Consider the following 18,062-nt stretch of genomic DNA (forward strand, 5'->3'; position numbering starts at 1 on the left):
ACCGGCACCCTCCGCCGCAACACCCCCGAAACCACCCAACTCACCCACGCCCTCGCCCACACCTGGACCCACAACACCCCCACCACCCCACCCACCACACCCACACCCACCACCCCCACCCACCACACCCCCCTCCCCACCTACCCCTTCCAACACCACACCTACTGGCTCCACCCGGTCGCCGACTCCGGCGACTTCGGACGGCACGGCACCGGACACCCACTGGTCGGCGGCGCCATCGAACTCCCGGGCAGCGACGCCCTGGTGCTCACCGGACGGGTCTCCCTCGACGCCCAACCCTGGCTGGTCGACCACGCGGTCCTCGACACCGTCCTGCTCCCCGGCACCGCGTTCCTCGACATCGCCATGCGGGCAGGGTCCGAGGTCGGCTGCACCCACGCACAGGACATCACCCTGGACAACCCGCTGCTCGTGCCCGAACACGACACGGTCGACCTACAGATCCAGGTCAACTCACCCGGCGATGACGGAAATCGGCCCTTCACGATCCACTCCCGCCTCGGCGACGCCGAGTGGATCCGGCACGCCACCGGCGTACTCTCCCCCGAAGCACCGCCGGCACCGCCGGCACCGCCGACTCCGCAGCACGCGGCCTGGCCGCCCCCGACCGCCACGCGCCTTCCGATCGCGGACCTCTACGGGCAGCTGGCGGAACGCGGCTACACCTACGGACCCGCGTTTCGGGGACTTCGGGCCGCCTGGCAGGACGCGGACGCCCTGTACGCCGAAGTGGAACTGGCCGAGGACGTCAGTGAGGCCGGTTTCGGGGTCCACCCCGCACTGCTCGACGCGGTGCTCCACGTGCGGCTCGCAACCACCGGTGACGACGGTGACGGCACGGACCTGGAGCTGCCGTTCTCCTGGTCGGGCGTCAGCCTCCACGAATCGGGCGCCCGAACGCTCCGCGCCCGGGTGGCCCTCGTGGACGACGCCACGATCGCCCTGGACGTGACGGACGCGAACGGCAGGCCGGTCCTCACGGTCGGCGCTCTGGCCACGCGGCCGGTGGACCCGGCGAAGCTCGTGTCGAGCGACCTCGCGCCGTTGGCGTTGGAGTGGGTCCCCGCCACCACCGACACCACCGCCACCACCACACCCCCCACCCCCGACATCCTCATCGTCCGCCCCGACGACACCACCACACCCCACGACCCCATCGCCGCAGCCCACCACCTCGCCGAACAAACCCTCACCCGCGTACAGGAATGGCTCGCCCAGGACCACCCCGACAACGCCCACCTCGTCATCCTCACCCGCGGCGCAGTAGCCACCCACCCCGACGACCCCATCACCGACCTCCCCGCCGCCACCACCTGGGGACTCATCCGCACCGCACAGAACGAACACCCCCACACCCTCACCCTCCTCGACCACCACGGCGACACCCCCAGCCCCGACACCATCACCGCCGCCCTCACCACCGGCCAACCCCAACTCGCCCTCCGCAACGGTGACTTCCTCACCCCCAAACTCACCCCCACCACCCCCACCATCGACCCCACCGCACCCACCCTCGACCCCAACGGCACCATCCTCATCACCGGCGGCACCGGCACCCTCGCCGCACACCTCGCCCGCCACCTCATCACCACCCACGGAGCCCGCCACCTCCTCCTCACCAGCCGCCGCGGACCCACCGCACCCGGCGCACCCCAACTACGCGACGAACTCACCACCCTCGGCGCCACCACCGTCACCATCACCGCCTGCGACACCTCCAACCCCACCGCACTCGCGGAACTGCTCGCCGACATCCCCCAAGAACACCCGCTCACCGCCGTCATCCACACCGCCGGCGTCCTCGACGACGCCACCCTCACCACCCTCACCCCCCACCAACTCCACACCGTCCTCCAACCCAAAATCGACACCGCCTGGCACCTCCACCAACTCACCCAACACCTCCCCCTCACCGCCTTCGTCCTCTTCTCCTCCGCCGCCGGCACCCTCGGCACCCCCGGCCAAGCCAACTACGCCGCCGCCAACACCTACCTCGACACCCTCGCCCACCACCGCCACACCCAAGGACTCCCCGCCACCAGCCTCGCCTGGGGACTCTGGACCGACACCAGCACCATGACCAACACCCTCACCACCACCGACCACCAACGCCTCAACACCACCGGACTCACCCCCCTCACCACCCCCACCGCACTCACCCTCTTCGACACCACCCTCCACACCCCCCACCCCCACCTCCTCCTCACCCCCATCGACCGAACCGCCCTACGCCGCCACGCACGCAACGGCACGCTCCCGCCGCTCCTCGACCGGCTGGTCCCCGCCCCGGCCCGGCAGGCGGCGGCATCGGGCGGCGGCGCGGCGCTGGCCGAACGGCTCAGCGGGCTGGACGGGACCAAGCGGGAACAGGTCCTGCTCGATCTGGTGCGCACGCACGTCGCGACGGTGCTGGGACACGAATCGGCCGCCGGCATCGATCCGGACTCGGCGCTCAAGGAATTGGGCTTCGACTCGCTCACCGCCGTCAGCCTGCGCAACCAGCTGTCCGCCGCGACCGGCCTGCGGCTGTCGACCACCCTGGTCTTCGACCACCCCAGCACGGCGGCCATCGCGAGCCATCTCGGCGAGCAGTTCGAGGGCGGTGCGGGTCGCCAGGCGCCGGTCCAGGCGGAGCTGGACCGTCTCGAGGCGGCCGTGGCCGCCACCGACCTGGACGACGCGGGCCGGGAGCGGCTCGGGGCCCGGCTACAGGCCCTGCTGCTGCGGGTCACCGAGACGCGAGGGGCGGCAACGGCAGCCACCGAGGACGACGATCTCGCGTCGGTGACCGACAACGAACTCTTCGACGTCCTCGACCAGGAGCTCGGACTGTCAGGGCTGGAGGACCGATGACCGGAGGACCTGCACAGATGGACGCGGTGAAGGAGCAGAAGGTCGTCGACTACCTCAGGTGGACGACCGCCGAGCTTCAGGACACCCGGCGGCGGCTCGCCGAGGCCGAGGCCGCCCAGCGCGAGCCGATCGCCATCGTGGCGATGGGCTGCCGCTACCCCGGCGGAGTACGGTCACCCGAGGACCTGTGGCGGCTGGTGGCGGACGGCGTGGACGCGGTCTCGTCCTTCCCGCGCGACCGCGGCTGGGACCTCGAGGCACTCTACGACCCGGACCCGGAGAAGGCCGGCACCTGCTACACGCAGGAGGGCGGATTCCTCTACGACGCCGCCGAGTTCGACCCCGAGTTCTTCGGGATCAGCCCGCGCGAGGCGATGGCCGTCGACCCGCAGCAGCGGCTGCTGCTCGAAACCGCCTGGGAGACCCTGGAGAACGCCGGCATCGACCCCGCCACCCTGCGCGGCAGCCGGACCGGTGTCTTCGCCGGCGTCCTGTACGACGACTACGCCGCCCGCCTGATGGAGCGGACACCGGAGGGCTTCGAAGGCTTCCTGGGGACGGGGAGCGCGAGCAGCGTGGCGACCGGGCGGATCGCCTACACCCTCGGCCTGGAGGGCCCGGCCGTCACCGTGGACACGGCGTGCTCCTCCTCGCTGGTCGCCCTGCACCTCGCGGCCCGGGCGCTGCGCGCCGGGGACTGCGAGCTGGCGTTGGCGGGCGGGGTGACCGTGATGGCGACGCCCGGCGTCTTCGTGGACTTCAGCCGGCAGCGCGGACTGTCGCCGGACGGGCGCTGCAAGTCCTTCGCGGCCGGCGCGGACGGCACGGGCTGGGGCGAGGGCGTCGGCCTGCTGCTGCTGGAGCGCCTCTCCGACGCCCGCCGCAACGGGCACCCGGTCCTCGCCGTGGTGCGCGGCTCGGCGGTGAACCAGGACGGCGCCTCGAACGGGCTGACGGCACCGAACGGTCCGGCCCAGCAGCGGGTGATCCGCCAGGCCCTCGCCGACGCGCGCCTGGAGCCGTCGGACGTGGACGTGGTGGAGGGGCACGGCACCGGCACCGTCCTGGGCGACCCGATCGAGGCCCAGGCGCTGCTGGCCACCTACGGGCAGGGCCGGCCCGCCGAACGGCCGCTCTGGCTCGGCTCCGTGAAGTCCAACATCGGCCACACCCAGGGCGCCGCCGGGGTCGCCGGGGTGATCAAGATGGTGCAGGCCATACGGCACGGCGTGCTGCCCCGGACCCTGCACGCGGACGAACCGAGCCCGCACGTGGACTGGACGGCCGGCAACGTCGCGCTGCTGGCCGAGGCCCGCCCCTGGCCGCACGGGCCCGGGCCGCACCGCGCCGCCGTCTCCTCGTTCGGGGTCAGCGGCACCAACGCGCACGTCATCGTGGAGGAGGCGCCCGAGCCGACTGCGGCGGAGGCGCCCGCGCCCACCGACGCGACGCCGCACGGTGCCCCGGCGAACGGCACCCCGGTGCGCCGCACGGCACCGGACGACGCTCCGGCCCGGCCGGTCCCGCTGGTGCTGTCGGCCCGGAACGGACAGGCGCTGCGTGACGCCGCCCGCGCCCTGGCCGTCCGGCTCGCGGCCGACCCGGCGCCGCGCCCCGTGGACGTGGCGTTCTCGCTCGCCACCACCCGCACCGCCATGGCGCACCGCGCGGTGGTCGTCGGCGCGGACCGGACCGACCTGACCCGCGGCCTGGACGCCTTGGCCCGGGGGGACCTGCTGCCCGGCAACGTGGTGGTGGGCCGCGCCGAGTCCGGGCCGGGCAGGCTCGCCTACCTGTTCACCGGCCAGGGCAGCCAGCGCGCCGGGATGGGGCGCGCCCTCGCCGCGGCCCACCCGGTGTTCGCCGACGCCCTGGACGAGGTGTGCGCCGAGCTGGACCGGCACCTCGACCGCCCGTTGCGCCCACTGATGTTCGGCGCCAAGGACCACCCGGACGCCGCGCTGCTGCACCGGACGCAGTACGCGCAGCCGGCGATCTTCGCCGTGGAGACGGCGTTGTTCCGGCTGCTCGGGCACTGGGGGCTGCGGCCCGACTTCCTGTTGGGCCACTCGGTCGGCGAGCTGGCCGCCGCGCACGTGGCCGGGGTACTCGACCTGTCCGACGCGGCCGGGCTGGTCGCCGCACGGGCGCGCGCCATGCAACGGGCCCGGCCGGACGGCGCGATGGTCGCCGTCGAGGCGGCGGAGGAGGAGGTGCTCGCCACCCTGGTCGGCCGTGCGGCCCAGGTGTCGCTGGCGGCCGTCAACGGGCCGTCGGCGACGGTGGTCTCCGGCGACGAGGAGGCGGTCCTGGAGGTCGCCGCCCACTGGCGCGCCGAGGGCCGGCGGGTCCGGCGGCTCGACGTCAGCCACGCCTTCCACTCCCCGCACATGGACGAGGTCCTGGCCGAGTTCGGGGAGGCCCTGGCCCGGGTGACGTTCGCCGAGCCGACCGTCCCGCTCGTCTCCAACGTCACCGGCGGGCTCGCCGACCCGGCCGAACTGCGCACCGCCGGCTACTGGTTGGGGCACGCCCGGCAGCCCGTCCGGTTCGCCGACGGCATCCGGACGCTGCGCGCGGCCGGGGTGACCTGCTTCGTCGAACTCGGGCCGGACGCGGTTCTGACCGCACTGGCGCGCGAATGCCTCCGCGACCGGACGTACGGCGGACCGGCGGCCCCCCGGCAGGCGAACGGCGGGCCTGCGGGCGACGGCCCTGCGGGCGACGGGCCGACGCCCACGCTGGTGCCCGTGCTGAGCGCCCGGCGGCCCGAGCCGCAGACCGTGCTGACGGCGCTGGCCGCGGTTCACGCGACGGGCCGCCCGGTCGACTGGGCGGCCCAGTTCGCCGGTACGGGGGCCGCGCGCGTCCCGCTGCCGACGTACCCGTTCCAGCGCCGGAGCTACTGGCTCAACCCCGTCGCCGACCCGGCCGGAGCCGGCACCGGACCGGGACAGCGATCCCTGGAGTCCCGGTTCTGGGCGGCCGTCGACGAGCAGGACGCCGAGTCGCTCGGCCGGTCCCTGCGGCTGTCCGCCACCCAACTCGCCTCGCTGGCCGAGGTCCTGCCCCTGCTGGCGGTCCACCGACGGCGCGCCGGGTGGCATCACCGGACGCTCTGGCAGCCCCTCGCGCAGAGCCCGGCGGCGGACGCCCCGCGGCTGCTCCTGCTGGTGCCCGACGATCCGGCCGACGGCGGCCCGGCGGCCCGGCTGGCCGCCGTGCTCGGCGACGCCGCCGACCGCCTCGTGGTTCCGGCCTCCTTCGGGAGCGCCGGGGAGACCGCGGACACCGACGGCCTCACCGCACTGATCGGCGCCGCACTGACCGGCGCCGGGGCCGCCGGCCGCCCGGAGGGGGCGCCCCGCGCGGTCGTGTCGCTGCTCGCCTTCGCACCGGAGCCCGGCCGGGGTCTGGCGCTGACCGCCGCCCTGCCACCGGCGCTGGACCGGGCCGGGGTGGCCGCTCCGCTGTGGGTCCTGACCAGCGGCGCGGTCACGGTCGGCCGGCTCGACCCGCCGGCCTCGCCGGAGCACGCCGCCGTCCGGGGCCTCGGCGAGGTCCTCGTCGGCGACCACCCGCACCGCGCGATCGGCCTGCTCGACCTGGAGGTACCTCCCGCGCGGCCCGGAGCGCAGGCCCCGGCCGACCCCCACCGCCCGGACCAGGACGGATCCGACCGGCCCGCGCAGCGGCTGGCCGGCCTGCTCTCCGCTCCCCCGGCCGACCCGCGCCTCGCACTGCGCGGTCCCGGTCTCTTCGCCCGGCGGCTGGCCCGGATCGCCCCGCCCGAGGACGGCCGCGACCTCCCCCGGTGGCCGGAGGGAACGGTCCTGGTCACCGGGGCCGACCCGGTGCTCGGCGGCCATGTGCTCCGCTGGCTCGCCGAGCACGGCGCCACCCGGCTGGTCCTGGCCGGCCCGCCGGCGCCGGCCGCAGGGTCCGCCCGGGCGTCCGACCTCACCGGGCCGGCCGAGCAGGCGGGCACCGACGTCACGGTGGCGCACTGCCCGGCCGGCGACCGCGAGGCGCTCGCCCGGGTGGTCGCCCAGTGGCCGCCCACGGCCGTCGTGCACCTCGCCCACACCGGCGGCACGACCCCGTCGGCGACGGTCGACACGGCGCTCGCGGTCGACGAGGCGCTCGCGGTCGACGAGGCCACCGCGCACCTCGACCTGGCGGCGTTCGTGGTGTGCTCCTCCGGTCCGGGCGCGCTGGCCGCCCCCGGCGAGGACGGGCCGGCCCCCGTGCACGCCGCCCTGGCCGCGGTGGCCCGGCGACGGCGGGAACGCGGGGGGCGCGCGCTGTCCCTCGCGTTCGGTCCGCTCGTCCCCGGCACCGTCGACGCCCCAGGCACCGGCGACGCCCCCGGCAGCGTCGACGCCCCCGACTCCGCCGGCGCCACCGCGGTCCCCGTCGACGGGGGGCACCCCGCCCCTCCCGCCGGACTCCGGCCGGTGCCGGCGGCCCTCGCCGTCGAGGCGTTCGGCTACGCCGTCCAGCCCGGCGCCGGGGACGTGACGGTGGCCGACCTGGACGGGAGCGCCGCGCCCTGGCCCGGGTCCGACCCGCTCTTCGCCGACCTGCCCGGCTTCGGCTCCGCCGCCGCGGCCGCGTCCGCACCGGGCTCCGCCGCCGGCTCCCCGGCGGTGGATCCCGTGCTGTCGGCCCGGCTCGCCGCCGCGGACCCCGCCGAACGCGCCGCCGTCGTGCTGGAGCTGGTCCGCGCCGCGGCGGCGGAGGTCCTGGGCATCGACGCCGCCGGGGGGGTCGACCCGGACGCCGATCTGCCCGCCCTGGGCCTGTCGTCCCTGGCCGCCCTGGACCTGAGTGCCCAGATGCGCGCTGCGGGACTGGACGTGACACCGCAGCAGGTCTTCGACAATCCGACACCCGCCAAGCTCGCCGCGTCCGCGTCCGCGTACCCGGCCCGCTAGAACCCTGGGGGACATCTCCATGCAGCACGACATCGTCATCGTCGGCGCCGGACCGGTCGGGCTCATGCTCGCGTGCGAGCTGCGGCTGGCCGGCGCGGAGGTCGTCGTCCTCGACGGCCGCCCCGGCCCCGAGGCCCACGCGCCGGGCGTGGCCGTCAACCCCGGGGTCATCGAACTCCTGGAGATGCGCGGGCTGATGGAGGCCTGCCGCCCGGACGGCTTCGAGTTCCCGATGGCCCACTTCGCGCACATCTGGCTGGACCCGTCCGCGCTCGCCGACCGGTACCCGTACAACTTCTCCCTGCCGCACGGCAGGCTGGTCCACCACCTGGTGGAGCGGGCGCGGACGCTGGGGGCGGACCTGCGGTTCGGGCACCGGGTGGTCGGCGTCGAGCAGGACGAGTACCGGGTCGAGACGCGGGTCGAGGGCCCGGCGGGCGGGCAGACCCTGCTCAGCCGGCACCTGGTCGGCTGCGACGGGGTGGACAGCGTGGTGCGCCGGGCGGCCGGCATCGCGTTCCCGGGCCACGAGGAGCCCTTCCACGGCACGGTCTCCGACTTCTCGGTGACGACGGACAGCGTCCTGCGCCAGCACCTGGGCGCCCGCGAGTACCCGGCGGGACTGCTGGCGGTCAGCCCGCTGGGGCCGGACACGGTCCGGGTCCTGACGGCCGAGTTCGGCGTGGAGCCTCCCGAGGGTGACGCCGCGCCGGAACTGGCGGAGATCCAGGGCGCGGTGAGCCGCCTCGCGGGCGTCGGGTTCGCCGACGGGCCGCCGCTCTGGTCGGCCCGCTGGTCCAACGCGACCCGGCTCGCCGAGCGCTACCGTGCCGGGCGGGTGTTCCTCGCGGGGGACGCGGCTCACCGGCACTTCCCGCTCGGCGGGCAGGCGCTCAGCACCGGGCTGGACGACGCGGTGAACCTGGGCTGGAAGCTCGCGGCGGACCTGGCCGGCCGGGCACCGGAGGGCCTGCTCGACAGTTACCACGACGAGCGGCACCCGGTCGGGGCCCGGGCCTGTCTGACGACCCGTGCGCAGGCGGCGCTGCTGCACCCGCTGACGCCGTTGCGGGAGGTCTTCGCCGAGCTCGTCCGCTTCCCGGACGTCAACGAGTACCTGGTCACCCTGGTCGGCGGCACCGACACCCGTTACCAGCTGGGGCAGGCCGGACCGGACGCCGATCCGCTGCTCGGCCGCCGGCTGCCCGGGGTGGCGGCGGCCGCGCGGGCGGTGCCGGGGCTGGCCTCGGCCTGGGAGGCCGGCCGCGCGGTGCTGCTCGATCTCCGTGCCGGAGGCGGCGACGCCGGCACCGACCTGGCCGGCGAACTCGCGGGCCGGGAGGGCCTGGTGGACTTCGTCACGGCGAAGCCGCTGCCCGGCGTGGACGCCGAGGCCGTCCTGCTGCGACCGGACGGCCGGATCGCCTGGACGCTGCCGGCGGACGGGGACTCCACGGGCCTCGCCGCCGCCCTCGCCGCCCTGTTCGGCGAGCCCGCCGCCTAGCGGGCACCACCGAAGCACTCCCCGCCCCGGGCCGAGCCGCACCCGCCCCGGCCCGGCGGCCCGGCGGCCCTTAGGACCGATTAAGCGCCACGACCCAGCATGACGGTGGCAGGCGAAAGGACGAACATGGACGTGTACGTGCACTCCGCCGGGACGGTGCTGCCCGGCGCGCCGGTGGACATCCCGGCCCTGGCCCGACGGTTCAAACTGCCCCAGGTCTGGGAGCAGTGGGTGGACACCTTCATCGGCACCCCCCTCCGGCACTACTCGGTGGACCTGGACTCCGGCGAGGTCCGCTTCTCCCTGGCCGACCTCGCGGTGACCGCGGCGCAGCGCGCGCTGACGGCCGCCGGGATCACGGCGGCCGAGGTCGACCTCGTCGTCATGGGCACCTCCTCGCCGGACATGCTGATGCCGGCCACGGTCAACGTGGTCGCCGATCGGCTGGGCATCGACGGGGTGCCCGGCTACCAGCTCCAGTCGGGGTGCGCGGGCGCGGTGCAGGCCCTGGACGTGGCCCGGCACATGCTGGGCTCGGGGGCGTTCCGCACCGCGCTGGTGATCGGCGCCGATTCCTGTGCCAAGCACTTCGACCTGACCTTGGACGTCAGCGCGCTGCCGCCCGGCGAGCAGGTCAACGGTGTGCTGTTCGGGGACGGCGCCGGGGCGGCGGTGCTGAGCACGGAGCCGTCGGCGGAGCCGGTCGCGCTGCGCTGGACGCAGGTGCGGTGCGTGGGCCGGAACCGGCCGCCGGGGCAGACCCTGGACTGGTTCGGCGCGGCGGACCGGCACCTGGACCGGCCCGCGGCGGTGGAGGACTACCAGGCGGTCCGCGATTCGGTTCCCCCGCTGGCCGTGGCCACCCTGGACGAGGTGCTCGCGGAACTCGACTGGAGCCGGGACGAGTTGGACTACATCCTGCCGCCGCAGCTGTCCGGCCGGATGACCGCCGAGATCCATGCCCGGCTGGACGTGCCGGACGCCCGGGAGGTCAGCTGCATCCGGGAGACCGGCAACACCGGCAACGCGCTGCCGTTCTTCCAGCTGGAGCGGCTGCTGCCGCGCATGATCGCCGGTGACCGGGCGGTCGGGGTCGCGATCGAGTCGAGCAAGTGGATCAAGGCCGGGTACGCCCTGGAGCGGGTGGAGCGATGACCGCCACCGCCGCCCCCTCCGCGCGCGCGGTCGCCGACCTGCACGCGGCCGGCCGACTCGCCGCCGACTACCCGCGGGTCCGCGGACTGCTCGCGGACCTGCCGGACGCCGAACTGGCCAGGGCGGGCCAGGTACTGGCCCGGCTCGACCCCGACGAGGTGCTGCGCGCGCACCCGTCCGTCCCGGTGGTCGAGGTCGCGGTCACCGGGCACCGCACGCTGGGCACCCTGGTCCCCCCGCTGACCGCCGAACTGGCCCGCCACGGCCTGCTGGCGCGGACGCGCCTGTCCGGATTCGACGCCTGGGTCTTCGACCTCGGCGACCCGGGGAGCGACCTGTACGCGGCGCGGCCGGACGTCGTGCTGTGCGTGCTGGACCCCGAGGTGGTCTTCGACGAGGTGCCGCTCCCGTGGACGGCCGCGGACGTCGAACGGGTCCTGGACGAGAAGGTCTCGCTGGTGCGGGACCTGGCGGCCGCGTTCGGCCGCCGGGGCACCGGCACGCTGGTGCTCAACACGCTGCCGCTGCCGAGGCGCTTCGCCGCGCAGCTGGTCGACTACCGCTCCCGGGCCCGGCTGGGCACTGCCTGGCGCACCGCCAACTCCCGGCTGCTGGCCCTGGGCGAGGAACTCCCCTCGGTGGTCACCCTGGACCTGGACCCGCTGCTCGCCGAGGGGATCCCCGCGGAGGACGCCCGGCTGGGCCGCTACGCCGGGGTCGGCCTGTCGCCGGCCCTGCTGGCCCGGTACGCCCGCGAGGTCGGGCACCTGGCGCGGCACCTCGCCGGGCGGACCCGCAAGGCGCTGGTGTGCGACCTGGACGGGACCCTGTGGGGCGGGGTGCTCGGGGACGACGGCGCGGACGGCGTCGAGCTGGGCGGGACCCCCCGGGGCGAGGCGTTCGCCGCGTTCCAGCGGGTGGTCCGGCAGCTCGGCTCGCAGGGCGTCCTGCTGGCGGTGGCGAGCAAGAACGATCCGGAGCCGGTCGCCGCGGCGCTGCGCGACCACCCGGGCATGGTCCTGCGGCCGGAGGACTTCGTGCGGGTCGCGGCGAACTGGCGGCCGAAGCCGGAGAACCTCGCCGAGCTGGCGAGCTCCCTCAACATCGGCGTGGACTCCTTCGTCTTCGTGGACGACAGCGCTTTCGAGTGCGGGATGGTCCGGCACGCGCTGCCCGACGTCGCGGTGGTCCGGCTGGACGAGGAACCCGCCCGGCACGTCGAGCGGCTGCTGGCCGACGGCTGGTTCGACACCCGGGAGCTGAACGCGGACGACCGCGCCCGGTCCGCCCGCTACCGGGAGGAGCTGGACCGGCAGGGCTTCCTGGCCTCGTTCGACTCCGTCGCCGACTACCTGCGCGGACTCGGGGTGCGGGTGCGGTTCGGGCCCGTGACGGAGGCCGAGGTGGCCCGGGCCTCGCAGCTCACGCTGCGGACCAACCAGTTCAACATGACCGGCCGGCGGCTCCAGCCGCCCGAGGTGCGGGCGGCCGCGGCCGCCGCCGGCAGCCGGGTGCTCGCCATCCGCTCCGCGGACCGGTTCGGCGACAACGGCATGGTCGGCGTGGTCCTCACCCGGGCCGAGGCCGGCGTCGTGCACATCGACAACTTCGTCCTCAGCTGCCGGGTGTTCTCCCGGGGCATCGAGTCGGCCTGCCTGGCCGCCGTGCTGGCGGACGCGAAGGCCACCGGGGCGCACGCGGTGGAAGCCGTGTTCCGGCCGGGCCCGAAGAACGCCGGAGCGCGGGACTTCTACCCGGAGCACGGCTTCACCCGGGTCGGCGAGGCGGAGGGCGGCGGTGCGCTCTACCGCCACGACCTGACCGGCATCGCGGCGCCGCCCGCACACATCGAGTTCACCGAGTCCCAGGAGGAGAGCAGTTGACGACCATCGAGGACTTCATGGTGCTGGTCCGCGACGAGATCGGGCTGCCGCTGGGGCCCGAGGACGCCGGCCTGCCGCTCGACCGGCTCCCCGGCTGGGACTCGGTGCACCTGCTGACCCTGCTGACCGCCCTGGAGCGGGAGACCGGGCGGCCGATCTCGCTGCCGGACGTCCTGGCGGCGGACAGCCTGCGGGAGATCCACCGCGTGGCGGTGGGCGCATGACGGCCGGGCCGTCCGTGCCGGTCGGGCCGGTCGCCCGGGAGCGGCGCCCCACCCTGTACTTCCTCCGCGAGATCCGGTCGTTCGCGCCGGTGCACCTCGACACCGAGGTCGACATGACCCGGATCGGGGCGCTCCGGGCGGCCGCGCTCGCCGAGGGCCGGCGCTCGTCCTGGCTGAGCTACGTGCTGTTCGCGGCGGGCCGTGCCCTGGCGGCCCACCCGGAGGCCAACGCCGCGATCGGCGGCCGGGTGCGGCCCAAGGTGGCCCGTTCCGCCTCGGTGAACGGCAAGTTCACGATGGACCACACCACGAACGGGCAGCGGGTGGTGCTGTCGGCGGTCGTCCCCGACCTGCAGACGGCGAGCCTGGAGGAGATCCAGCGGCAGGTCGACCACTACACGGGGGGTGACGCCGAGCAGCTGCCGGAGTTCGCCGGCGCACGGCTGCTGCGCCGCCTCCCCTGGGTGCTCGGCGAGGCGGCGTACCGCGCGCGGGTCCGCCCGCTGCGCGGCCGGGCCGCCGCGGTCGGGACCGTCGCGGTGACCTCGCTGTCCCACCGCGCGGTGGACGGCTTCCACTCGGTCGGCGGGACGACGGTCACGATCGGCCTCGGGCGGATCACCGACCGGCCGGTGGTGCGCGACGGCGCGGTGACGGTGGCGCCCGTGATGCGGCTGAACCTCACCTTCGACCACCGGGTGATCGACGGCGCGGAGGCCGCCGACCTGCTGACCGACCTCAAGCGCCTGTTGGAGGAGTTCGAGGACGAGCCGGCCCGGCCGGGCGGCACCAACGACGTCGGCGAGTTGAAGCAGTTCGTGCTGGCGCACACCCGGGGGCAGAAGGTCGCGGGCCACGAGGCGGTGCTGGCCCGGATCCGCGACGACGCGGACGGCGAGGGGTCGTGGGCCGCCGAGTGGACCCGCTCGGCGAAGCGGCTGGAGCTCGAGGGGCGGCTGCTGGACGCGTGCCGCCACTACTCGATGGCCCGGTTCCCGTTCGTGGACGGGGCCGTGCGCCGGCGGGCGCTGGACGAGACGGTGCGGACCTTCGACGAGTGGCGCCGGGCCGACCCGGACATCGAGCGGCTGGAGGTGGAGCTGCCGAACGGGCGGGTCGCCGCCTGGGCGACCGGGATGTCCGACGGTGTGCGGCGGCCGCTGCTGATCGTCAGCGGCGGCATCGTCACCGTCAAGGAGCAGTGGGGGCCCACGCTGGCCGCGATCCGGCGCCTGGGCATGGCCGGGATCGTCACCGAGATGCCCGGCGTCGGCGAGAACACCCTGCCCTACGACCGGGACGCCTGGCGGATGCTGCCCGGGCTGCTCGACCACGTGGCCGACCGGGCCGACGTGGCCGACTCGTACGCGCTGGCCCTGAGCTTCAGCGGCCACCTGGCCCTGCGCGCCGCGTTGGACGACCGCCGGATCAGGGGGGTGCTGACGGCCGGGGCCCCGGTCAGCGGCTTCTTCACCGACCGGGACTGGCAGGCCGCCCTGCCGCGGATCACCGTGGACACCCTGGCGCATCTGATGGACCGAAAGCCCGACGCCGCGTTCGAGGAGCTGCGGGAGTGGGCGCTGCGGCCCGAGCAGCTCGCCGCGCTGGACATCCCGGTCCGCTACGTCGCCTGCGCGCGCGACGAGATCATCCCGAACTCGGACGTGTCCCTGCTCCGCGCCCACGTGCGGGACTTCCGGAGCCTGCTCCACGACGACGTGCACGGCGCGCCCGCACACTCCGTGGAGACGCAGTTGTGGCTGATCCGGTCGCTGCTGGGGATCCGCGGCGGGAACGTCCCCGCGGCCCTGACCATCGGCCTGCTCTACCGGCTGGCCCGGCTGCGCAGCGGAGCCGCGGGCTGACGACTCCGGGCCGGCCCGGCCCGGCCCGGCCGTCGGACGGGCCGGGCCGAAGGGGTCCGGCCCGGCCCGCGCGGCCGGGGTCCTGGCGGTCGGCGCCGCTACCCGGCGGGCGCGGGGAGCGCGGGGGCGATCCGTTCCAGGGTGGAGCGGATCGCCTCCGACAACGAGACGTTCTGCGGCTCGTCGACCCAGAACTCGATCGCGACCCGGACCGCGTTGACCACCATGGTGGCCAGCAGCCGCGGGTAGACGTCGGTGCGCGGGTCGACGCCGAGCCGCTCGGCGATCCCGGCGGCGAGGGCGGTCTCCCGGGCGGCGTGCGCCTTGAGGTACTCGCCGCCGAGCGGCGAGGTCGCGACGGCCAGCCGCACCTTGGTGACGAGGTCGCGGTCCACGTTGTCGCCGGCCAGGAAGGCGGCGAGCATGGCGTTGACGACCGCTTCGAGCAGCGGCTCGTCGGCCGGCCGGTCCCTCAGGTGCTCACGGATCGCCGCCGACCGGTCGAGGTCGACCGCGAACAGGGCCTCGTTCTTGCTGCGGAAGTAGTTGCCGAACGAGCGGGTGGACATGCCGGCCCTGGCCGCGATGTCCTCGACCCGGACGTTCTCCCAGCCCCGTTCCACCGCCAGGCCGAGCGCGACCTCGCTGAGCGCGCGGCGGACGGCGGCCACTTTGCTGTCCCGAAGCGTTGGCGTCACGGCCTCAGCGTCGCACGCCGGTTCCGGCGGGGCAAGTTCGGACACCGCAGGGAATTGCCGAGTCTGCAAGAGCGGCCCGGGCCCGCGGCCGGGTGTTTTCAGGGGCCCTTTAGCCCGGTCGGATGGACTGGGCCTGTCTGGCCGCACATATCCCCGGGAGTCCACCATGCGCGTCCTGTTCACCCCGCTCCCAGTCGGGAGCCACCTCTACCACCAGGTGTCGCTGGCGTGGGCGTTCCGCGCCGCCGGGCACGAGGTGCGGGTCGCCTCGCAGGCGTCCCTCACCAAGACGACCCTCAGCACCGGACTGACCGCGGTCGAGGTCGGCGACGACTACGACTTCATGGCCAGCATGGCGGCCATGCCCGAGAGCCACCGGATCAGCGCGGCCGCGCTGATGGTGATGTCCGAGGACGAGCGGCGCGCGATGGGGCAGCGCCGGTCCGGCCCGCTGATCGAGCTGAACCAGAGGCTGGCGCCGGACCTGCTGCGGTTCGCCGAGGAGTGGCGGCCCGACCTCCTGGTCACCGACCCGACGCTGTTCGCCGCGCCGCTGGTCAGCGCCGTCCTCGGCATCCCGATCATCCGGAACATCTGGGGCCCCGACATCATCTTCGGCCACCCGTTGCAGGGACAGCCCAACACCGGCGCCGAGCGCGAGCAGTGGCACCCCGGCCTGGTCGAGCTGTTCGACCGCTACGGGGCGGAGGTCCGCAACGACTACATCACCCAGACCGTCGACCCCTGGCCGGCCAGCCTGCGCACCTTCGGGGCGGCCAACCCGCTGCCCCGCCGCTACGTGGCCTACAACGGCGCGGGCGCGGCGCCGGACTGGATCCTCAAGCGCAGCGGCAAGCCGCGGGTCTGCGTCACCTGGGGGACCACCACCAGCGTGCTCGGCGGCCACAGCGCCCTGCTCCCGCGCGTCGTCGACGCGCTCGCCCCGCTCGACATCGAACTCGTGGTCACGGTCAGCAGCACCGACCGGGCGAGCCTCACCGGCCTGCCGGACAACGTGCGGGTGGTCGAGAACCTGCCGCTGAACCTGCTGATGCCCAGCTGCGACGCCATCGTCAACCAGGGCGGCACCGGATCGGTGCTCACGGCCGCCGCCGCCGGGGTCCCGCAGGTCCTCGTGCCGGAGATCTCCGAGGCGCCGACCAACGCGATCAGCTTCACCGCCAGCGGCGCGTCCGTCCTGCTGGAACCGGCCGAACTCACCGCCGAGGCCGTCACCGCCGCGGTGACGGCCGTCCTGACCGACGACACGATCCGGAAGTCGGCGGACCGGATCCGCGAGGAGATCGCCGCCATGCCGTCGCCCGCCTCGGTGGTCTCCACCGTGGAGGCCCTGGTCGCCGCCTGACGGAAGGACACCGCTCCGCGGCCCGCCCGGCAGCACCCCGCCGGGCGGACCGCGGCCGCGCCGCAGCTCCCCGTCGGCCTGCCCGGCACCCCCTCTCATCCGCGACGCCCGCGACGCCCGTGACACCCGCGACGCCCGTGACACCCGTGACGCCCCAGGAGGGCACCTTGCGCATCCTCTTCCTACCGGTCGCCGCGACGACCACACCGCTGTTCCACATGGTGCCGCTGGCCTGGGCCTTCCGGGCGGCCGGCCACGAGGTGCGGGTCGCCGCCCTGCCGGACCTCACCCCGGCCGTCACCGGCGTCGGCCTGCCCGCCGTCGAGGTCGGGCACGGCTACGAGCTGATGGACGGCGTGATCCGTTCACGCGGCGGCCACCGGGTGATCGAGGCGCCGGCGAAGGACTGGGACCGGACCGGGCTGGCCTCCCCGACCGGCCCGCACGGCCGGCCGGCCGCCCCCGGCGACCCGAAGGCCGCCCGGCTGGCCGAGCTCCGCGACGCCACCATGGCCCCGCTCGTCGAGGCCGCCGTCCGCATGGCGCCCGACCTGCTGCGGTTCGCCGAGCGCTGGCGGCCGGACCTGGTGGTGGCCGACTCGATGGTGTTCGCCGCGCCGCTGGTCGCCGCGGCCCTCGGGATCCCGCTGGTCCGCCAGACCTGGGGGCCGGACGTGCTGCGGGTGATCAGCCAGCCGCTGCAGGGCCTGCCCGGCGCCGGCGACGCCGTCCGCCCGCACTGGCCCACCGGACTCCCCGAACTGTTCGACCGGTACGGGGCGGAGATCCGCAACGACTACCCGGTCCGCACCGTCGACCCGTGGCCCACCAGCCTGCAACTGCCGGGCATCTCCGGGCGACTGCCGATGCGGTTCGTCCCCTACAACGGCGCGGCGGCCGCACCGGACTGGGCGCTCGACCGCCCCGGGCGCCCCCGGGTCTGTGTCACCTGGGGCACCTCCACCTCCGCGCTGGCCGGCGACGAGGCGTTCGTCCTGCCGCAGGTGGTGGCCGGGCTCGCCGACCTGGACGTGGAGGTCGTGCTGGCGATCAGCGCCGGTGACCGGGCCAAGATCGGGCCGCTGCCCGCCAACGCCCGGATCGCCGAGAACGTGCCGCTCCACCTGTTCCTTCCGAGCTGCGCCGCCATCGTCAACCAGGGCGGGACGAGTTCGCTGCTCACGGCGGCCCTGCACGGCCTGCCGCAGGTGATGATGCCGCAGACGGCCGACAACCCGTTCAACGCGGCCAACTTCGCCGCCGGCGGCGCGAGCATCACCCTGGACCCGACCGAGGCGGGCCCGGCGGAGATCGGGGCGGCCGTCGGCCGACTGCTCACCGAGGACTCCTTCCGGGCGTCGGCACGGAAGGTGCGCGAGGAGATCATGAGCGCGCCGACGCCGGCCGAGATCGTCCGCTCCCTCGAAGCGCTGGTCTGACCGTCCGAGCCCGCCGGACGCCGCCCCGGACGAGGGGCCCGACGACCGCCGGAAACCACCAAGCCCCGGACGAGGGGCCCGGGTTCCGGGCCCCTCGTCCGGGGTGGGTGACGGATC

The 18,062-nt window shown here is 75.2% G+C and carries 10 protein-coding genes; 9 read left to right on the forward strand and 1 reads right to left on the reverse strand.

Features of this window, described 5'->3' with window-relative positions; translation table 11 throughout:
* From AB0F71_RS33485 to AB0F71_RS33515, 7 genes are all read left to right on the forward strand, one after another.
* A partial coding sequence (locus AB0F71_RS33485) for a type I polyketide synthase (protein ID WP_360242697.1) occupies nt 1-2,874 on the forward strand: 2,874 nt, incomplete at its 5' end.
* A gap of 17 nt (nt 2,875-2,891) precedes the next feature.
* Complete coding sequence (locus AB0F71_RS33490) at nt 2,892-7,811, forward strand: type I polyketide synthase (RefSeq protein ID WP_360242700.1); 4,920 nt, start codon at nt 2,892-2,894, stop codon at nt 7,809-7,811.
* Between the two features lie 19 nt (nt 7,812-7,830).
* Nucleotides 7,831-9,315: an FAD-dependent monooxygenase gene (locus AB0F71_RS33495; RefSeq protein ID WP_360242703.1), complete on the forward strand. Its 1,485-nt coding sequence runs from the start codon at nt 7,831-7,833 to the stop codon at nt 9,313-9,315.
* 126 nt (nt 9,316-9,441) lie between these two features.
* Nucleotides 9,442-10,470, forward strand: coding sequence for a 3-oxoacyl-ACP synthase III family protein (locus tag AB0F71_RS33500; RefSeq protein WP_360242706.1), 1,029 nt, complete (start codon nt 9,442-9,444; stop codon nt 10,468-10,470).
* The gene (locus AB0F71_RS33505; protein WP_360242709.1) at nt 10,467-12,353 is read left to right on the forward strand and encodes an HAD-IIIC family phosphatase; all 1,887 of its coding nucleotides are present in this window, start codon (nt 10,467-10,469) and stop codon (nt 12,351-12,353) included. The genes AB0F71_RS33500 and AB0F71_RS33505 overlap by 4 nt, the downstream gene beginning before the upstream one ends.
* Nucleotides 12,350-12,577, forward strand: coding sequence for an acyl carrier protein (locus AB0F71_RS33510; protein ID WP_360242712.1), 228 nt, complete (start codon nt 12,350-12,352; stop codon nt 12,575-12,577). The genes AB0F71_RS33505 and AB0F71_RS33510 overlap by 4 nt, the downstream gene beginning before the upstream one ends.
* Nucleotides 12,574-14,442, forward strand: coding sequence for a 2-oxo acid dehydrogenase subunit E2 (locus AB0F71_RS33515; protein WP_360242716.1), 1,869 nt, complete (start codon nt 12,574-12,576; stop codon nt 14,440-14,442). Before AB0F71_RS33510 ends, AB0F71_RS33515 begins: the two co-directional genes overlap by 4 nt.
* A gap of 98 nt (nt 14,443-14,540) precedes the next feature.
* On the opposite strand, the gene AB0F71_RS33520 is transcribed toward AB0F71_RS33515, so the two are convergent.
* The gene (locus AB0F71_RS33520) at nt 14,541-15,140 is read right to left on the reverse strand and encodes a TetR family transcriptional regulator (protein WP_360242719.1); all 600 of its coding nucleotides are present in this window, start codon (nt 15,138-15,140) and stop codon (nt 14,541-14,543) included.
* 166 nt (nt 15,141-15,306) lie between these two features.
* Between AB0F71_RS33520 and AB0F71_RS33525 the strand changes: the two genes are divergently transcribed.
* Entirely contained in the window at nt 15,307-16,506 is a 1,200-nt protein-coding gene (locus AB0F71_RS33525) for a nucleotide disphospho-sugar-binding domain-containing protein (protein WP_360242722.1), read from the forward strand.
* 167 nt (nt 16,507-16,673) lie between these two features.
* The gene (locus AB0F71_RS33530) at nt 16,674-17,945 is read left to right on the forward strand and encodes a nucleotide disphospho-sugar-binding domain-containing protein (RefSeq protein ID WP_360242725.1); all 1,272 of its coding nucleotides are present in this window, start codon (nt 16,674-16,676) and stop codon (nt 17,943-17,945) included.
* Nucleotides 17,946-18,062 lie beyond the last annotated feature (117 nt).

The organism is Kitasatospora sp. NPDC028055 (assembly GCF_040637885.1).
In the GTDB taxonomy this organism is placed as follows: Bacteria; Actinomycetota; Actinomycetes; order Streptomycetales; family Streptomycetaceae; genus Kitasatospora.